Origin of the sequence: Actinoplanes sp. KI2 (genome assembly GCF_025630775.1) — a bacterium.
Lineage (GTDB): Bacteria > Actinomycetota > Actinomycetes > Mycobacteriales > Micromonosporaceae > Actinoplanes.
In genome coordinates this window covers 1-17,252 of sequence record NZ_JAOSZE010000071.1, presented here as the reverse complement: position 1 = coordinate 17,252, position 17,252 = coordinate 1, and the positions used below count along the sequence as shown (strand labels likewise).

At 73.4% G+C, this 17,252-nt stretch carries 20 protein-coding genes; 12 read left to right on the top strand and 8 right to left on the bottom strand.

Features of this window, described 5'->3' with window-relative positions; all coding sequences use genetic code 11:
- Position 1: 1 nt before the first annotated feature.
- From ODJ79_RS43700 to ODJ79_RS47370, 9 genes are all read left to right on the top strand, one after another.
- A complete protein-coding gene (locus tag ODJ79_RS43700; protein ID WP_263029638.1) occupies positions 2-1,291 on the top strand; it encodes an ROK family transcriptional regulator in 1,290 nt (429 codons plus the stop codon).
- Between the two features lie 130 nt (positions 1,292-1,421).
- Entirely contained in the window at positions 1,422-1,928 is a 507-nt protein-coding gene (locus ODJ79_RS43695; RefSeq protein WP_263029637.1) for a flavin reductase family protein, read from the top strand.
- A 9-nt stretch (positions 1,929-1,937) separates the two neighbouring features.
- Complete coding sequence (locus tag ODJ79_RS43690) at positions 1,938-2,996, top strand: ABC transporter substrate-binding protein (protein ID WP_263029636.1); 1,059 nt, start codon at positions 1,938-1,940, stop codon at positions 2,994-2,996.
- On the top strand, positions 2,993-3,838 hold the full coding sequence (locus ODJ79_RS43685; RefSeq protein WP_263029635.1) for an ABC transporter permease: 846 nt from the start codon (positions 2,993-2,995) through the stop codon (positions 3,836-3,838). Before ODJ79_RS43690 ends, ODJ79_RS43685 begins: the two co-directional genes overlap by 4 nt.
- The gene (locus tag ODJ79_RS43680) at positions 3,814-4,509 is read left to right on the top strand and encodes an ABC transporter ATP-binding protein (protein ID WP_263029634.1); all 696 of its coding nucleotides are present in this window, start codon (positions 3,814-3,816) and stop codon (positions 4,507-4,509) included. Before ODJ79_RS43685 ends, ODJ79_RS43680 begins: the two co-directional genes overlap by 25 nt.
- Complete coding sequence (locus tag ODJ79_RS43675; RefSeq protein ID WP_263029633.1) at positions 4,506-5,843, top strand: LLM class flavin-dependent oxidoreductase; 1,338 nt, start codon at positions 4,506-4,508, stop codon at positions 5,841-5,843. Before ODJ79_RS43680 ends, ODJ79_RS43675 begins: the two co-directional genes overlap by 4 nt.
- A complete protein-coding gene (locus tag ODJ79_RS43670; RefSeq protein WP_263029632.1) occupies positions 5,840-6,904 on the top strand; it encodes an LLM class flavin-dependent oxidoreductase in 1,065 nt (354 codons plus the stop codon). Before ODJ79_RS43675 ends, ODJ79_RS43670 begins: the two co-directional genes overlap by 4 nt.
- Positions 6,905-6,963: 59 nt before the next feature.
- Positions 6,964-7,605: a glycerophosphodiester phosphodiesterase gene (locus ODJ79_RS43665; RefSeq protein ID WP_263029631.1), complete on the top strand. Its 642-nt coding sequence runs from the start codon at positions 6,964-6,966 to the stop codon at positions 7,603-7,605.
- A 76-nt stretch (positions 7,606-7,681) separates the two neighbouring features.
- A complete protein-coding gene (locus ODJ79_RS47370; protein WP_411267436.1) occupies positions 7,682-8,056 on the top strand; it encodes a helix-turn-helix domain-containing protein in 375 nt (124 codons plus the stop codon).
- 123 nt (positions 8,057-8,179) lie between these two features.
- Here ODJ79_RS47370 and ODJ79_RS43655 read toward each other — a convergent pair whose 3' ends face one another.
- The 7 genes from ODJ79_RS43655 to ODJ79_RS43625 form a co-directional block, all read right to left on the bottom strand.
- Complete coding sequence (locus tag ODJ79_RS43655) at positions 8,180-8,797, bottom strand: ClpP family protease (protein ID WP_263029630.1); 618 nt, start codon at positions 8,795-8,797, stop codon at positions 8,180-8,182.
- Complete coding sequence (locus ODJ79_RS43650) at positions 8,794-9,402, bottom strand: ClpP family protease (protein WP_263029629.1); 609 nt, start codon at positions 9,400-9,402, stop codon at positions 8,794-8,796. The genes ODJ79_RS43655 and ODJ79_RS43650 overlap by 4 nt, the downstream gene beginning before the upstream one ends.
- A 78-nt stretch (positions 9,403-9,480) precedes the next feature.
- On the bottom strand, positions 9,481-10,119 hold the full coding sequence (locus ODJ79_RS43645) for a response regulator transcription factor (RefSeq protein ID WP_263029628.1): 639 nt from the start codon (positions 10,117-10,119) through the stop codon (positions 9,481-9,483).
- Positions 10,116-11,246, bottom strand: coding sequence for a sensor histidine kinase (locus ODJ79_RS43640; RefSeq protein WP_263029627.1), 1,131 nt, complete (start codon positions 11,244-11,246; stop codon positions 10,116-10,118). Before ODJ79_RS43640 ends, ODJ79_RS43645 begins: the two co-directional genes overlap by 4 nt.
- 4 nt (positions 11,247-11,250) lie before the next feature.
- On the bottom strand, positions 11,251-11,742 hold the full coding sequence (locus tag ODJ79_RS43635) for a hypothetical protein (protein ID WP_263029626.1): 492 nt from the start codon (positions 11,740-11,742) through the stop codon (positions 11,251-11,253).
- 79 nt (positions 11,743-11,821) lie between these two features.
- Positions 11,822-12,229, bottom strand: coding sequence for an iron chaperone (locus ODJ79_RS43630; protein WP_263029625.1), 408 nt, complete (start codon positions 12,227-12,229; stop codon positions 11,822-11,824).
- Between the two features lie 9 nt (positions 12,230-12,238).
- A complete protein-coding gene (locus ODJ79_RS43625) occupies positions 12,239-12,682 on the bottom strand; it encodes a carboxymuconolactone decarboxylase family protein (protein ID WP_263029624.1) in 444 nt (147 codons plus the stop codon).
- Positions 12,683-12,815: 133 nt separating this feature from the next.
- Between ODJ79_RS43625 and ODJ79_RS43620 the strand changes: the two genes are divergently transcribed.
- From ODJ79_RS43620 to ODJ79_RS43610, 3 genes are all read left to right on the top strand, one after another.
- Positions 12,816-14,915, top strand: a complete 2,100-nt coding sequence (locus ODJ79_RS43620) for an ATP-binding protein (RefSeq protein WP_263029623.1) — start codon at positions 12,816-12,818, stop codon at positions 14,913-14,915.
- Positions 14,916-14,956: 41 nt separating this feature from the next.
- Positions 14,957-15,181, top strand: coding sequence for a hypothetical protein (locus ODJ79_RS43615; protein WP_263029622.1), 225 nt, complete (start codon positions 14,957-14,959; stop codon positions 15,179-15,181).
- 216 nt (positions 15,182-15,397) lie between these two features.
- Entirely contained in the window at positions 15,398-16,840 is a 1,443-nt protein-coding gene (locus ODJ79_RS43610) for a sialidase family protein (RefSeq protein WP_263029621.1), read from the top strand.
- A gap of 107 nt (positions 16,841-16,947) precedes the next feature.
- Here ODJ79_RS43610 and ODJ79_RS43605 read toward each other — a convergent pair whose 3' ends face one another.
- Positions 16,948-17,172 carry a hypothetical protein gene (locus tag ODJ79_RS43605; RefSeq protein WP_263029620.1) on the bottom strand — a complete coding sequence of 75 codons (225 nt, stop codon included), beginning with the start codon at positions 17,170-17,172 and terminating at the stop codon, positions 16,948-16,950.
- Between the last annotated feature and the right edge of the window lie 80 nt (positions 17,173-17,252).

The window sequence follows — 17,252 nt, the reverse complement described above, 5'->3', positions numbered from 1 at the left end:
GATGCCGGTCCGACTCGAGCGCACCACTCGGCGCGGCGACCTGCCGCTCGAGCGCACCACGCGGCGCGGCGACCTGCCGCTCGAGCGCACCACTCGGCGCGGCGACCTGCCGGCGGTCGTGGCCCGCCGGCCGCGGGACTCGGCCGCCGAGGTGCTGCGGGCGATCCTCGACCACGGCCCGATCGCGCGCAGCACGGTGGCCCGGGCTTCCCGAGTGTCCGCGGCCTCGGTCACCGGCATCGTGGCGTCCTTGCTGAACCGTGGTCTGGTGCGTGAGGTGCCGGAGGCGGCCGGACCGCCCGGCAACGGCCGGCCACACGTGCCGGTCGACATCGAGCCCGGCCGGGTCGCGGTGATCGGCACGCACATCGCCGTCCCGCGTACCACGGTGTCCCTGATGGACCTGCGCGGACGAGTCCTCGACCAGCGGCAGGACCCGCACGGCCGGCGGGATCCGGCCGAGGTCCTGGCGGCGCTGGCCGCGCGGGTCGCCGCGGTCGGGCGGGACGCCGGGCGCACGATTCTGGGGCTCGGGCTGGCCACCGGCGGCTGGGTGGACGCGACCACCGGCACCGTCGTCGACCACCCCCTGCTCGGCTGGCGCGACGTCCCGGCCGGGGCCGTGCTGGCCGAGCTCACCGGGCTGCCGGTGCGGGTGGACAGCAACTCGCGCGCGATGCTGCGGGCCGAGATGCTCTTCGGCGACGACGCCGGCCGGGCGCGCGGCAGCGCCGTGCACCTGTTCGTGGGCAACGTCGTCGACGTGGCCTTCGCCGCCGGCGGCAGCGTCCATCAGGGACCCCGCTCGGCCGCCGGCGCGGTCGCGCACCTGCCGGTCGAGGGCTGCGCCGAGGTGTGCGCCTGCGGCCGCACCGGCTGCCTGCAGGCGGCGGTCTCCGAGCAGACGATAGTTCGCCGGGCGCTGGCCGCCGGGCTGATCGACCGGCCCGATTTCCGCGCGCTCATCGACGCGGCGCTGGCCGGCCGGCTGGCGGCCGTCGCGCTCTTCGAGGAGCGTGCCCGCCTGGTGGGCCGGGCCGCGGGCCTGCTGCTCGACCTGTTCGACCCCGAGGTTCTCGTGGTGGTCGAGGCCGGCGCCAACCGGATGCCCGGCTGCCTCGCCGCGCTGCGCGCCGAGGCGGCCGCCTGGTCGTCGGCGGGTGCCGACATGGCCGTCGCGGTGCGCCGCACCAGCTTTCCGGACACCGTGCTGGCGGTGGCCGGCGGGGCGGTCGCGCTGGACCGGGTGTACGCCGCGCCGCTCGGGCAGCCCGGCGACTGGAGTCGCTGATGGCCGGCCCGCCCGAGCGGGCGGGCCGTGACGGCCGTCACAGGATCGGCAGTTAATTCATCGCGGAGCATAGTTGCCTACTAATCCTATCGCTCTACTATGAATTGAACGACGTCCGAACGGAGTAGCGATGACGACCGTCGCCCCCTGGCCGAGTTCATCCACATCTGTCAATGCTGACCTGTTCCGCCAGGTCTTCCGGCGGCACGCCGCGGGCGTCGCGGTCGTGACCACCGACGCGGGACGCGGCGCCGCCGGCGTCACCGTCACCTCGCTCGCCTCCCTGTCGGCCGAGCCGCCGCTGCTCTCGTTCAGCATCGCGGCGACCGGGTCCGCCTGGCCGCACCTGCGCGACGCCCGCACCGCCGTGGTGCATCTGCTCGGCGCGGCGCACGCGGAGCTGGCCCGCACCTTCGCCACCAGCGGCATCGACCGGTTCGCGGCGCCGACCCGCTGGCACCGGCTGCCCACCGGAGAGCCCGTGCTCGACGGCGCGGCGGCCTGGCTGCGGATCACGATCGAGCACCGCCACCCGGCCGGCGGCGCGCACCTGGTGATCGGCCGCATCGAGCAGGCCGAACTGGCCGAGCACGCCGGCCCCCTGCTCTACCACGACGGCAGCTACCACGTCCTCTGAGAGGAACCCATGAAGATCCCCCGCACCATGGCCTTCGCGGCCGTTGCCGCACTGTCCCTGACCGCCGCCTGCGGGAGCCACAGCTCCGGGACGACCCTCGAGCTGACGGCGGCGCTGCCGGAGAAGGTACCGAGCGGCACCCACATCCGGATCGGCGACCCCGCGATCCAGGCCAGCCTCACCGCGGCCGGCCTCGACAAGGAGCTCACCGACGCCGGCGTGACGGTCGAGTGGGCCAACATCAGCGGTGGCCCGCAGAGCATCCAGGCCTTCCGCGGCGACAAGCTCGACTGCAGCTCGGTGGCGGACATCCCGTCCCTCTTCGCGGCCTGGACCGGCACCAAGACCAAGATCGTCTTTCAGTCGGTCACCGTGGACCCGCTGGAGCACCCCACGTACGAGCTCGGTGTGGCCCCCGGCGCGCAGGTCGCCTCCCTCGCCGACCTGCGCGGTAAGAAGATCGCCTACAGCGCCGGCCAGGCGCAGGGCGCGCTGGTCCTGCGCGTGCTGCAGAAGGCCGGCCTGACCCAGCAGGACGTCACCCTGGTCGATCTGACCAGCAACGGGGACTCGTACCCGACCGCGCTGGGCAGCAAGGCGGTGGACGTGGCTCCGCTCGGTCTCTCGCAGGTTGCGAAGTACAAGGCGAAGTACCCGGGAGCCACCTCGATCAAGCCCGGCATCCGGGACGACGCGTCCACGCTCTACTGCCTCACCAAGTCGGTGCAGGACGCCGGGAAGGCGGCGGCGCTCAAGGCGTACGTCGCCGTGCGCACCAAGGCGCTGCTGTGGCAGAACGACCACCCCGACGAGTACGCCAAGGTCTACTGGGAGGCCGTCCAGGGGCTCAGCGCCGCCGATGCGAAGGCCTACGTCGACGTCAGCGGGGACAAGGGCATCCCGGCGACCTGGGACGGCGCCGTCCAGCGCCTCCAGGCGACCGCCGACCTGCTGGCCACCGAGCAGAAGCACGACAAGCTGGACGTGAACACGCTCGTCGACCGCCGGTTCGAGAAGGTCGAGGCGGACGCCGCCGGCGGCCGAGTCGTCACGGGGGACGCTTCATGACCGCCACCGTCGGCACGCCGGTCGACGCGATCGCCGATCCCTCCCGGGCCGACATCCGGGTGGTGCGCCGCCGGCTGGGCCCCGGGCGCCGGATCCGGCACGCCTTCTGGATCGGGCCGATCCTGCTGCTCGTCGCCTGGGCGGTCGGCTCGGCCACCGGCTACCTCAGCCCGGCGATCCTCACCGCACCGTGGGACGTGGTCGAGGCGTTCAAGACCCAGTGGGTGGAGCACGACCTGCTCGGCGACATCCTCGCCTCGCTGCACCGGGCCGCGCTGGGCCTCGCCTTCGGCGTGCTCGGCGGCGTCGTGCTCGCGCTCGTCTCGGGGCTGTCCCGGATCGGCGAGTCGCTGGTGGACGGTCCGATCCAGATCAAGCGGTCGATCCCCACGCTGGCGCTCATCCCGCTGTTCATCGCCTGGTTCGGCATCGGCCAGGAGATGAAGATCGTGACCATCGCGCTGATCACGCTCATCCCGGTCTACATCAACACGCACAACGGCCTGCGCAGCATCGACGGCAAGTACGCCGAGCTCGCCGAGACGATCGGGATCGGCCGCGGCGAGTTCATCCGGCACGTGGTGCTGCCGGGCGCGCTGCCCGGCTTCCTGCTCGGCATGCGGTTCGCGGTGACCTCGTCGCTGCTCGGCCTGGTCGTGGTCGAGCAGTACAACGCGACCTCCGGCATCGGTCACATGATGAGCCTGGCCGGGGAGTACGGGCAGACCGACGTGATCGTCGTCGGCCTGGTGATCTACGGCGTCTTCGGCTTCCTCGCCGACACCGCCGTACGGCTCGTGGAGAGGAGGGCGCTGGCATGGCGACGGACACTCGAGAGCTGACCGCCGTCCGGGTGCGCAACCTGCACCGGACCTTCAGCCGCAACGGCGGTGTGCTCAACGGGCTCGACCTGGACATCGCGGCCGGTGAGTTCGTGGCGCTGATCGGCCGCTCCGGCACCGGCAAGAGCACGCTGCTGCGCGCGCTCGCCGGGCTGGACCGCGACGTCGACGGGTACGGCCAGATCACCGTGCCGGAATCGGTCTCGATGGTCTTCCAGGACTCCCGGCTGCTGCCGTGGAAACGGGTGCTCGACAACGTCGTCTTCGGCCTTCGGGGCGCCGACGCCGCCGACCGCGGCAAGCAGGCGCTGGCCGAGGTGGGCCTGGCCGGCCGGGAACGGGCCTGGCCGTACCAGCTCTCCGGCGGCGAGCAGCAGCGCGCCGCGCTGGCCCGATCCCTGGTTCGCGAGCCGCAGTTGCTGCTGGCCGACGAGCCGTTCGGGGCGCTCGACGCGCTCACCCGGATCAGGATGCACGACCTGCTGCGCAACCTGTGCGCGGTGCACCAACCGGCGGTGCTGCTGGTCACCCACGACGTCGACGAGGCGATCGCGCTCGCCGACCGGGTGATCCTGCTCGACGGCGGCGTCATCCACGCGGACGTACGGGTGGACCGCACGCCCGCCGAGCTGCGTGCCTTTCTTCTCGACGCGTTGGGGGTCCACCAGTGAGGAAGCTGCACTTCAACCTGTTCCTGCACGACACCGGGCACCACGAGGCGTCCTGGCGGCTGCCGGCGGCGGACCCGTACTCGAACCTCTCGCTGGCGGCGCACCAGGAGCTGGCCCGGGTCGCCGAGGAGGCGAAGTTCGACTCGGTCTTCCTGGCCGACAGCCCGGTGCTGTGGAGCGACCCCGGCCGCCGGCCGTCCGGCAAGCTGGAACCGACCCTGCTGCTGGCCGCGCTGGCCGCCGGCACCAGCCGGATCGGGCTGATCGCGACCGCGTCCACCTCGTACAACGAGCCCTACAACCTGGCACGCCGGTTCGCCTCGCTCGACCACCTCTCCGGCGGCCGGGCCGGCTGGAACATCGTCACCACCGCCGGCGAGGCGGCGGCCCGCAACTTCGGCCTCGACGACCAGCCGCTGCACCGGGCCCGGTACGAGCGGGCCGACGAGTTCCTCGAGGTCTCCACCAAGCTCTGGGACAGCTGGGCGGACGACGCCGTCGTCGCGGACAAGGCCGCCGGCGTCCACGCCCGGCGGGACCGGGTGCGCGCGATCGACCATCGCGGCGCCCACTTCCGGGTGGACGGTCCGCTGAACCTGCCCCGCTCGCCGCAGGGCCATCCGCTGCTCGTGCAGGCCGGCTCCTCCGAGGACGGCAAACAGTTCGCCGCCAAGTGGGCCGAGGCGGTCTTCACCGCCCAGCCGACGCTCGCCGAGAGCCAGGCGTTCTACGCCGACCTCAAGCGCCGCGCGGCGGCGGCCGGCCGCGACCCCGACCACGTCGTCATCCTGCCCGGGATCGTGCCGGTCATCGGGGACACCGAGGCCGAGGCCCGCGAGCTCGACGCCGAACTGGACCGCCTGATCGCCCCTTCGTATGCCGTCGCGACGCTCGCACACACCCTCCGGGTCGATCCCGCGATCCTCCGGCTGGACGAGCCGCTGCCGGATGACCTGCCCGGCGAGGACGAGATCGAGGGCGCCAAGAGCCGGCGCACGCTGATCGTGGACTGGGCCCGGCGGGACAACCTGACCGTACGGGAACTGATCGGCAAGCTCGGCGGCGGCCGCGGCCATCGCACCTTCACCGGCACGCCGGTCCAGGTCGCCGACACGATCCAGCACTACTTCGAGAACGGCGCCGCGGACGGCTTCAACATCATGCCGGCCGTGCTGCCGTCCGGGATCGAGGCGTTCGCGGAGAAGGTGGTTCCGATCCTTCAAGAACGAGGCCTTTTCCGTACGGAGTACGAAGGCGCCACCCTACGGGAGCACTACGGCCTCCCCCGGCCGGCCAACCAGTTCACCCGGGAGCTGGAAGGGGCCGGCGCATGACGTTCCTGTGGTATCTGCCCAACACGATCGAGCCGGGACACCGCGGCGACGACGCGGTCGACGGATACGGGACCCTCGACCACCTGGCCGGCCTGGCCCGCACCGCCGAGGAGCACGGCTGGGAGGGCGCGCTGATCGGCACCGGCTGGGGGCGGCCGGACACCTTCACGGTCGCCACCGCGATCGCGGCCCGCACCACGACGTTCCGGCCGCTGGTCGCGATCCGGCCCGGCTACTGGCGGCCGGCGCACTTCGCGAGCGCCGCCGCGACCCTCGACCACCTCAGCGGCGGCCGGCTGCTGATCAACATCGTCAGCGGGCAGGACAACCTTTCCGCGTACGGGGATGTCGAGGGTGATCAGGCGCAGCGATACGCCCGCACCAAGGAGTTCATGCGGATCGCGCGTCGCCTCTGGACCTCGTCGAACGTCACCTACGAGGGCGAGTACTTCAGCGTCACCGACTCGACCGTGGTGCCCCGGCCGCGCGGGACCGGTCCCCGCCTGTACTTCGGGGGCGCGTCGGCCGCCGCCGAGAAGGTCGCGGCCACCGAGGCGGACGTGCAGCTGTTCTGGGGCGAGCCGCTCGACGGGATCGCCGCCCGGATCGAACGGCTGCGCGGCCTCAGCGCCGCGCTCGACCGCGACCTGCCGCCGCTGGAGTTCGGACTGCGGATCACCACGCTGGTCCGGGACACCACCGAGGAGGCGTGGCGCGACGCCGAGGCGCGGGTCGCCGACATGGCCGCCCAGGCCCCTCTTCCCCGCGAGCAGCTGCGCGGCCCGGCCGTGGGCCAGCAGCGCCTGCTCGACCTGGCCGTTCGCGGCGACGTGCTGGACAGCTGCCTCTACACCGCGCCCGGCCGGTACGGCGGGGGCGGGGCGGGAACGACCTGGCTGGTCGGCTCGGCCGAGGACGTCGCGGCCGCGCTGCGCCGGTACGCCGAGCTGGGCATCACCCACTTCGTGCTGTCCGACACCCCGTACCGCCGGGAGACCGCCCGGGTCGGCGACGCCCTGCTCGGCCGGCTCCGCGAGACGGCCGGGGCGGTGACGGCCTGAGGTCCGTGGCAGACCACGGAGGCGCTCGGGCTGCTGTCTCGGTGATCTAGAGTCGGCTCATGCTCGCGGTGGCCCATCGGGGTGGCAACACCATCGCCGGCCTGCGGGCGGCGCTGGACGCCGGCGTCGATCTCGTAGAGGCGGATGTCCACCTGTACCGGGGTGCGCTCGAGATGCGGCACAGCCGGGCGATCGGGCCGCGCCTCTACTGGGACCGGACCACCGGCGTGACCCGGCGGCGCGACGTGGTGGTGCCCGAGCTCGAGGAGGTGCTGGCGGTCGCCGGCGACGACCCGCGGCTGATGCTCGACCTCAAGGGGCCGTCGCTCGCGGTCGCCGACCGGGTGGCCGGGACGCTTCGCGAGCGGCGGCCGGGCGTACCGGTGGCGGTCTGCACCAAGCAGTGGCGGATGCTCGACGCGTTCGCCGGGGACGCGAACGTGCGCCGCATCCTGTCGGCGGCCAACCCGCGTCAGCTGAGCCGGCTGCGGGCCCGGCTGCGCCGCGAGCGGGCGCACGGCGTCTCGATCCGGCTGCGGTTGCTGACCCCGGAGATCGTGGCCGAGCTGCACCGCTCCACCGACCTGGTGATGGCCTGGTCGGTGGAGACCGAACCGGAGTTGGACCGGTCGTTCGAGCTCGGGGTCACCGGTGTGATCAGCAAGAACCTGGCGCTGCTCGGCCGGATCGCCGGCCGCTGAGCGCCCGGGGGCGGCGTTCGCGGCGGGCTGAACCGCGACGGACGCCGGATCGGTGCCGGGTCGGTACGGTGACTTCATGACGGAGAAGGCACGCACCCGGCCCCTGCTGCGCACCGTCGTCGGCGAGGTGCTGCGGCGCCACCGGCTCGAGCAGCGGCGGACTCTCGCCGAGGTGGCCAAACAGGCGTGCGTCTCGGTGCCCTACCTGTCCGAGGTCGAGCGCGGCCGCAAGGAGCCGAGCTCCGAGGTGCTGGCCGCGGTCTGCGACTCGCTGCGGATCGAGCTGCCCGACCTGCTGGCGGAGGTGCGGCGCGATCTGACCTACGACCGCACCGCCCCGGTCCTCCGCCTGGCCGACGCCCGCCTGCAGCGCGCCCGCCTGGCCCGGTCCCCCATCAGCCGCCCGGCACCCCGGTCCGGCGGCGGCGACGTCATGCTCCTGGCCGCCTGATCAAGCGACGCCAAGGAACCGTCGCGCCACGAGGGCCGTCGCGCCACGAGGGCCGTCGCGCCACGAGGGCCGTCGCGCCACGAGGGCCGTCGCGCCACGAGGGCCGACCCGCTGCGACAGGCGTCAGGCCGCGTTGTCGAGGCGGTAGGCGCGGGCCTGCCGCCTCGTGATCACCTGGTCGGCCAGGCCGTAGGCGACCGCCTCGGCCGCCGTCAGGGTCATGCTCCGGTCCGTGTCGGCGCGGATCTTCGACACCGGGTGGCCGGTGTGGTCGGCCAGGATCTGGTCCATCTCGGCGCGCACCTTCGCCACCTCCTTGGCCTCCACGGCGAGGTCCGGCAGCGTGCCCCGGGCCTGGCTGGACGGCTGGTGCAGGGTGACCTTCGCGTGCCGCAGCACCGAGCGCTTCCCGGGCGTGCCCGCCGCGAGCAGGGCCGCCGCCGCGGACGCCGCCTGGCCCACGCAGATGGTGGCGATGTCGCAGCGTACGAAATGCATGGTGTCGTAGATCGCGGTGAGCGCGCTGAACGACCCGCCCGGCGAGTTGATGTAGAGCCCGATCTCCTGCTCGCCGGACGACTCCAGGTGGATCAGCTGGGCGATCACCACGTTGGCGACCCCGTCGTCGATCTCGGTGCCGAGGAAGATGATCCGGTCGGAGAGCAGCCGGGAGTAGATGTCGAAGGCGCGCTCCCCGGTCGGCGTCTTCTCCACCACGGTCGGGATCGTGTACTGGCTCATGCGGTCAGTCCCATCGGCTCGCGGGTCAGGCCCGGCCGCACGTCGTCGACGCGGTCCAGGATGTGGTCGATCAGGCCGTAGTCGCGGGCCTGTTCGGCGGTGAACCACCGGTCGCGGCGACTGTCCAGCTCGACCGTCGCGTACGGCTGCCCGGTGTGTTCCGCGGTCAGCCGCAGCAGCAGGGCGCCGATCCGCTCCAGCTGGTCGGCGTAGATCTCCACGTCGGCCGCCGTCCCGCCGAAGCCGGCCGATCCCTGGTGCATGAGGACCTGGGAGTGCGGCAGGCAGAACCGCTTGCCGGGGGTGCCCGCGGTGAGCAGGAACTGGCCCATGCTGCCGGCCAGCCCGAGGGCGAGTGTGCTCACCTCGTTCGGGATCAGGCGCATGGTGTCGTAGATGGCCAGGCCCGCGCTGACCGACCCGCCCGGCGAGTTGATGTAGAGGCTGATCGGGGCGCGCGGATCCTCGGCGGACAGCAGCAGGAGCTGGCCGCAGAGCCGGTTGGCGATCGGGTCGTCGACCTCCTGGCCGAGGACGATGATGCGCTGATGGAGCAGGCGGGCGGTGACCTGGTCGTCCACGGACCCGGCGATGGCAGGTTGCATGATGTCTCCCTTCCTGCTCCCACCATCGGGTCCCGGATCGCGGCGCACCAAGCCGATCTGCTGTTAGCAGATGGCTCCTCAGTCGGTGCGGCCCGTGGCGATGGCGGCGGCGTGGGCGCGGTCGCGGGCGCCGATCTTGGCGAAGATCGAGTTGATGTAGCTCTTCACGGTGGCGACGCTGAGGAACAGGTCGGCGGCGATCCGGGCGTTGTTGTGGCCGAGCGTGATCGCCTCCAGCACGTCGGCCTCGCGGGCGGTCAGCGCCGGGAAGCGCTCGCGCAGGCCGGGCCGGGGCGCGCCGGTGGTGAAGCCCTGTACCAGGCGGTCGGCGATCTCCTTGGCGAAGGTGGCCTGGCCGGAGGCGACCGCGCGGACCGCGGTGGCCAGCTCGGCCCGGCCGGTGTCCTTGGTCAGGTAGCCACGGGCGCCGGCTCGCAGGGCGCCGGCCAGGGACTCGTCGTCCGCGTACGTGGTCAGCACCAGCACCGCGGTGCCGGGCGCCTCGGCCACGATCCGGGCGGTCGCGGCGGCGCCGTCCAGCCGGGGCATGCGCAGGTCCATCAGCACCACGTCGGGCCGCAGCTCGGCGGTGAGCCGCACCGCCTCCTCGCCGTCCGCGGCGGCGCCGACCACCTCGACCCCCTCGGTGAGGCCGAGAAGCGTGACCAGGCCGTCCCGTACGGTCGCCTGGTCGTCGGCCACCAGCACCCGGATCATGCGGCCTGCTCGCCGGGCAGCCGCAGCACGACCTCGAACGGCGGCCCGGACCGCACCGTCATGGTGCCGCCCGCCTCGCGCACCCGTTCCCGCATCCCGGCGAGCCCGTGGCCGCCGCCCGGGGACGACGGGCTCTTGGTGGCGCCGCCGGGGGTCGAGGCCGTGACGGTCAGCATCCGGTCGTCCCAATCCAGATCCAGGGTGGTGGCCGCGCCGGGGGCGTGCCGCCGGGCGTTGGTGAGGATCTCCTGCACCGCCCGGCGCACCGCGACCCGGCCGGCGGCGCTCAGCGTGCCCCGGTCGGCGTCGCCGCGCACGGCCACCTGCCCGCCGATCGAGCGGTGGGTGGCGGCCAGCCCGGCCACCACCCGGGAGATCGGCTCGTCCGGCTCGCGCAGCGCGGTGACCGCCTGCTTCGCCTCGGCCAGTCCGGAGACGGCCAGCTTGCGGGCCGCCTGCACCCGGTCGCGGGCCTCGCCGGCCCGGCCCGACTCGAGCAGCGCGTCCACCGCCTCCAGCTGGATCACCAGGCCGCCGAGCGAGTGGGCGAGCACGTCGTGCAGGTCCCGGGCGATCCGGGAGCGCTCGGTGAGCCCGGCCACCTCGGCGCGCTCCTGCTCGACCGCGACCCGCTCCTCGAGCAGCGCCCGGGACTGGGCCTCGGCCAGCCGGGCCTGCCGCCGGTTCAGCCCGCCGAACGCGCAGAACAGCAGCAGCGCCAGGACGCTGAGCACGACGCCGCGCGGAGCCGGGTCGATCAGCACGCCCACCCCGATCAGCAGGGCCGAGCCGACGATCGCCGCTGCCAGCACCCGCAGCGGGACGGCCGGGGTGCCGGCGATGACGAGGATGCCGACCACGGCGGGCACGAAGCCGACCACGTCGGTGGTGGCGCCGGCCAGCGAGCCGCCGGCGATCATGGCGAGACACAGGACGGTCCGGACGCGTACCCGGGAATCGGGAACCAGCGTCGCGACCGCCCAGAGCAACCAGGCCGCCCAGGCCGCCACCGCCAGTCCGGCCGGCGCGTCGCGCAGCGACCGCTGGGCCAGGTTGATGCCCACCAGGACGATGCCGACCAGGTTGAGGGCCACGGCCCAGGCACGCCGGCCCGGAGAGAGGGACACGAAGCTATTTTCCCGCGACGGCGAACGCGGGACGCGGCTGGCGCGCCGAGAGGACCAGGGCGTTGGCGGCCCGGTTGACCGCCAGCACGAGCAGGGTGCTGCCGGTCGAGATGGCCAGGTCGGAGCCCATCCGGTGGCCGACGACGTCGAGCACCACCCGGATCGCGATCAGGGCGAACCAGACCGCGACGCCGAGCCGGCCGGTGCGGCTCTCCATCAGTCCTGGGTCGGCAGCCGACGGGCGAAACCGGGCGATCCTGCCCGTCGCCGCGCCGGAGGCCAGCGCCGCCGTCCCGGACAGGATCAGGATCATCAGGTCGATCGGGCGGATGGTGACGTGCTGCTGGGCCAGCGAGACGACGCCGACGACGCCGAGAACCAGCGGCAGCTTCCACATCCGGGCCTGGTCGACCGGCCGCCAGGAGAGCTGGCGGGCGCAGAGGTACGCGATGACGGCGAGACCGATGACGAGGTCGGCGAGGTAGCTCGAGTTCATGTCCCGAGGATCGGCGGAACGGGCCCCGGCCGGTACCAACCACGGGTGGTGATCCGGGTGGGACCCGTTCCGCCGCCGGTCAGCTCAGCGCCTGCTCCAGGAGGGCGGCGATCCGCGCCTCGGTGTCCGGGTTCAGCTCGGTCAGCGCGTAGTAGGCCGGCCACATGGCGCCGTCGTCCAGGTTGGCGTTGTCGCTGAAGCCGAGCGTCGCGTACCGGGCCTTGAACTTCGCGGCCGACTGGAAGAAGCAGATCATCTTGCCGTCGCGGTAGTACGCGGGCATGCCGTACCAGGTCTTCGGGGTGAGGCCGGGCGCGATCTTCCGGATCAGCCGGTGCAGCCGCTCGCCGAGCTCCCGGTCGGCCGCCGGCATCGCGGCGAGCTTCTCCAGCACCTCGGCCTCGGTGTCGCCCTTGCCGGCCTTGAGCTCCCGGTTGCGCTCCTTCATCGCGCCGCGCTCGGCCTCGGTGAATCGGGTGGTAGCCATCGTTTCCTCCTAGTGCTGACGGGTGGACGTGCTGATGCGGTTGGCCGCGTTGGTGAGCGCGATGCCGACCAGGAGCGCGGCCAGCTCCTTCTGGTCGAGGTGGGTGGCGGCCACGTCCCACACCCGGTCGGGCACCGGGTCGGCGCGGTCGGCGACCCGGGTCACCGCCTCGGTGAGCGCGAGCGCGGCCCGCTCCGGCGCGCTGAACCAGGGCGTCTCCCGCCAGGCGGCGACGGTGTCCAGCTGGTCGCCGGTGGCGCCCTGCTCGCGGGCCCGGCGGGCGGCCGCGGCCACGTCCGGGCCGCAGCCGTTGATCTGGCTGGCCCGCAGCCGGCTCAGCGCCAGCAGCCGGCCGTCGATCCCGGCCGCCGCGACGGCCGCCTCGAGGGCGGTCAGGCCCTCCAGCACCCCCGGTACCATCGCCGCCGGGTTCGGCATCCGCTGCGTTCTCACGAGAGTGATCCGACCATCGCGACGGCCCGCGGACCATCCGCCGTGGGACACCGTGGGACAGCCACCACCGCGCTGACCTGCGCTTTCCGCGAGCAGATCGGTCGCCGCGGTACGGGACGATACGGTGTTGCAGGTGTCCGGCCCGCAGGAGCGACTGGTGGCCCAGCTCGCCCAGATCAAACAGCTGAGCGGGCTCAGCCTGCGTTCGCTCGCCCGCGACGCCGGGCTCAGCAGCTCGTCGCTCTCCCGCTACCTGACCGGGCGGCTGGTGCCGCCGTGGGAGGCGGTCGTCGCCCTCTGCCGGGTGGTCCGGCGCGATCCCCGGCCGCTGCGGGCGGTGTGGGCCGAGGCCGCACAGGCCGGGCCGGCCGCACCGCCGCGCCGCAACGACCTGCCCGCCGACCTGTTCGACTTCACCGGGCGCGAGCCGGAGTGTGCCCGGGTCGAGGAGCTGCTGCGCACGGTCGGGGCGGCCACTGTGGACGGCATGGCGGGCGTGGGGAAGACCAGCCTGGCGCTGCATGTGGCGCATCGGCTGGCCTCGGCGTACCCCGATGGTGGTCGGTATGTCGATCTGCAGGGTTTCACGCCGGGCCAGGAGCCGCTCGACCCACCGGCGGCCCTCGCCCGGCTGCTGGCCGGTCTCGACGTCGGCCACCTTCCGGCCGACGTGGCCGAGCGGGCCGCGCTGTGGCGCTCGGAGCTGTCCCGGCGGCGCACGCTGGTCGTGCTGGACAACGCGGCCGACGCCGAGCAGGTACGCCCGCTGCTGCCCGGCGCCGGCAAGTCGGCCGTCCTGGTGACCAGCCGCAACCGGCTGGTGAGCCTCGACGCGGCGCCGCCGGTGTCGCTCGCGCCGCTGGGCGACGGCGACGCGGCGCTCCTCTTCGGCCGGGCGGCCGGGCTCGGCCACGCCGAGGATGCCGCGCTTCACGAGGTGCTGCGCGAGTGCGGCGGGCTCCCCCTCGCGCTGCGGATGGCCGGGGCGCGGCTGCGACACCGTCCCGGGTGGACGGTCGCCGTGCTGGCCGAGCGGCTGCGCGACAACGCCGGGCGGTTCGACGCGGTGTTCGGCATGTCGCTGCAGCAGCTCGGCGCCGGCCGGCGCCGGGTGTTCCGGCTGCTCGGTGTGCTGCCGGGCGCCGACTTCGACACCGGCACGGCGACGGCGCTCGCCGGGCTGCCGGCCGGTCCGGTGCTCGAGGAGCTGGTCGACGCGCACCTGGTGCAGGAGACGTCGCCCGGCCGCTACCGGATGCACGACCTGATCCGGCGGTACGCGGCCGAGCTGGCCGCCGAGGAGGAGCCCCGCGCCGACGACGCGCTGCGCCGGGTCCTCGACCACTACCTGGCGCAGGCGGTCGCGCACGACCGGATGCTGCCCGCCCCGCAGCGTCCGCGACCGGCGGCGGGCGACCCGGCGCAGGCGATGGCGTGGTTCGACCTCGAGTACGTCAACCTGGTCGCCGCCTTCGACACGGCCGTGCGGCTGGGCGCCGACGAGGTGATCGCGTCGCTGCCGCAGGCGATGCGGGTCTGGTTCTTCCGGCATCGCGGCACCGACGACCAGACCCGCATGCTGGCCGCCGCCGCGGACGCCGCCGACCGGCTCGGCCGCCCGCACGAGCGATCCGAGCTGCTCGCCGACCTCGGTTTCGCGCTGGCGGCGGCCGGCCGGCTTTCCGCGGCATTGTCGGCGTATCAGCGGGCCGAAGGCGATGACGAGCTGGCCGCCGCGCTGGCGCTGCGGATCGGGTTCGTGCGGCGCGATCTCGGCGAGCTGGCCGCGGCGCAGGCCGATTTCCGGCGCGCCCGCGAGCTGTTCGAGCGGGACGGGAACCGCGCCGGGCAGGCACAGGCCCTGGCCTTCGACGGATGGGCGACGCTGCATCTCGGCGCCCGGCCGGAGGCGGCCGCCCTGGCCCGCGCGTCGCTCGACCTCGCCGACGGGCCGGCCCGGATCCCCGGGCTGGTCACCCTGGGGCTCGCCGAGGACCGGTCCTTTCTGGACGAAGCGCTGGGGGTGGCCGAGGAGAACGACCTGCGGCACCAGCAGGCGTGGTGCCACAGCTGCCTCGGGATCGCGCTGCGCGACGCCGGCCGGATGGACGAGGCCGTCGCGCACCACCGGCGGGCGCTCGAGCTGCTCGAACCGCTCGCCGAGGCGCAGCTCGAGGCGGACTGCCGCCGGGCGTACGCCGAAACCTTACAGGCGGTGGATCGACGCGCGTGACAGCATGGACGTGCCTCGACCACCGCAGGAGGGACAAGCTCATGGCCGTCACCGTGAACCTCGATGCCGTCCTCACTCCGGACTTCCAGAACAGCTCCATCACCGATCTCGCCGCCGCGCCCACCACCGCCCTGTCCGGTATCAGCCCGGAGCAGGCGGAGGGCCTGCGGCTGGCGTTCGGCATCGAGACGATCACCGACCTCGCCGACAACACCTTCGTCCGGGCCGCGATCGCCATTCGCGAGATGGCCAAGGTCGCCCAATAGGCGCCAGCATGCGTGGCCGATCACGCAAGGGTGCGATTGGTTCCATGGATATCTAAACAGGCCTCACCGAGATCCTATGGCGCCCGGTGAGCACAATCGCACTCCCGGACATATCCATTGAGTTCCATTTACGACTACGGGGGCTTCTGGTAACACCGGCAACGGCGGCCGCAAACCCCAGGCCGCCTTTGCGAGCCCGAAGAGGCGGTGTCACCCATGCATCCAGCATCCTCTTTGTCACGCGCCGCGGTAGCCATTCCGGCGGTCGCGGCGGTCCTGCTGCTGACCACCGCGCCCGCGGTCGCCAACGTCGCCCTCACCCCGGTCAGCACCGACCCGTACACCGATGCGCAGGCGCAACACCAGAGCGAGGTCGAACCGGACACGTACGCGTTCGGCAACACCATCGTCTCCGCCTTCCAGGTCGGCCGGGTCTCCGGCGGCGGCTCCTCGAACATCGGCTGGGCCCGCTCCGGCGACCGGGGCGCCACCTGGACCCACGGCTTCCTGCCCGGCATCACCACCAACGGCGGCGGCACCTTCGGCCAGGCCAGCGACGCCGCGGTCGCCTTCGACGCCAAGCACAACGTCTGGCTCATCTCCAGCCTCGGCATCAGCGGCTCGACCGTGAACGTGCTCACCAGCCGGTCCACCGACGGCGGCCTGACCTGGTCGAACCCGGTGACCACCGCGACCGGCGCGAACGACAAGAACTGGATCGTCTGCGACAACACGTCGACCAGTCCGTTCTTCGGCAACTGCTACACTGAGTACGACATCACCAGCGCCGGCGACTCGATCCGGATGAAGACCTCCACCAACGGCGGCGCCTCCTGGGGCTCGGCCCTCGCGCCCGGCGGCAGCCACACCGGCCTCGGCGGCCAGCCGGTCGTCCTGCCCAACGGCCACGTCCTCGTGCCGTATCTGTCGCTGTCCGACACGATCCGCTCGTTCCGCAGCACCAACGGCGGCGCCTCGTGGAACTCCACCGTCCTGGTCAGCTCGATCAGCCACCACGACGCGAACGGCGGCCTGCGCGAGGAGGCCCTGCCCAGCGCCGAGGCCGACGCCGCCGGCACGGTCTACGTCAGCTGGTCGGACTGCCGGTTCCGCAGCGGCTGCCCGAGCAACGACGTCGTGCTCGCCAAGTCGACCAGCGAGACGACCTGGGCCGCGCCGACCCGGGTGCCGATCGACGCCACCACCAGCACGGTCGACCACTTCACCCCCGGCGTCGGCGTCGACCCGGCCACCGCCGGCTCGTCGGCGCGGATCGGGCTGACGTACTACTACTACCCGACCGCCTCCTGCACCGCGGCCACCTGCGTGCTCGACGCCGGCTTCATCTCCTCCACCAACGGCGGCAGCTCGTGGAGCGGCGCCACCATGCTGGCCGGGCCGATGAACCTCTCCTGGATCCCGAACACGTCGCAGGGCCGCATGTACGGCGACTACATCTCCACGTCGGTGCTCAGCGGCGGCAACGCCTACCCGGTCCTCCCGGTCGCCACCGCACCCACCGGCAGCACCCTGCACCTGGGCATGTCGGTGCCGACCGGCGGCCTGGCCGTCACCGGCGGGACGAACACCGCCGCCGTCGGCGCGGCCGCGGCCGCACCCGCCGTCCGGAACGGCACCGTCCGGACCACCGCGCGATAGGACGTCCCGCCGATGACGCGGCTCGCGCCGGCAACGGGGGTGCCGGCACGGGCCGCTTGACGGGCAGGCTAGGGCACGTCAGATGAAAGCCACATGAGAATCCGCCCTCACGGCTGCGGCGGCTGGACCAGGTCGCGCATGACCCGGACCCGGACGGTGAACGCACCGAGCGAGATCTGACCCTGGCCCACCGCGATGGCGTCGAACACGTGGCGGGGCGCGGCTGCCACGCCGCCGTCGAGCCGGAGGATCTCGGCGGGGTAGGCGGTCACCGGCCAGCCGCCGCGCCGGGCGGGCGGGGTCACCTCCAGCCGGTCGCCGAAGCGGAGCACGACCTCGCCGCCCTGCCCCTCGGGTCCGACCCGGCGCAGGTGCGGCGGGGCCGGCCCCCCCCCCCCCCGGGGGGGCCCCC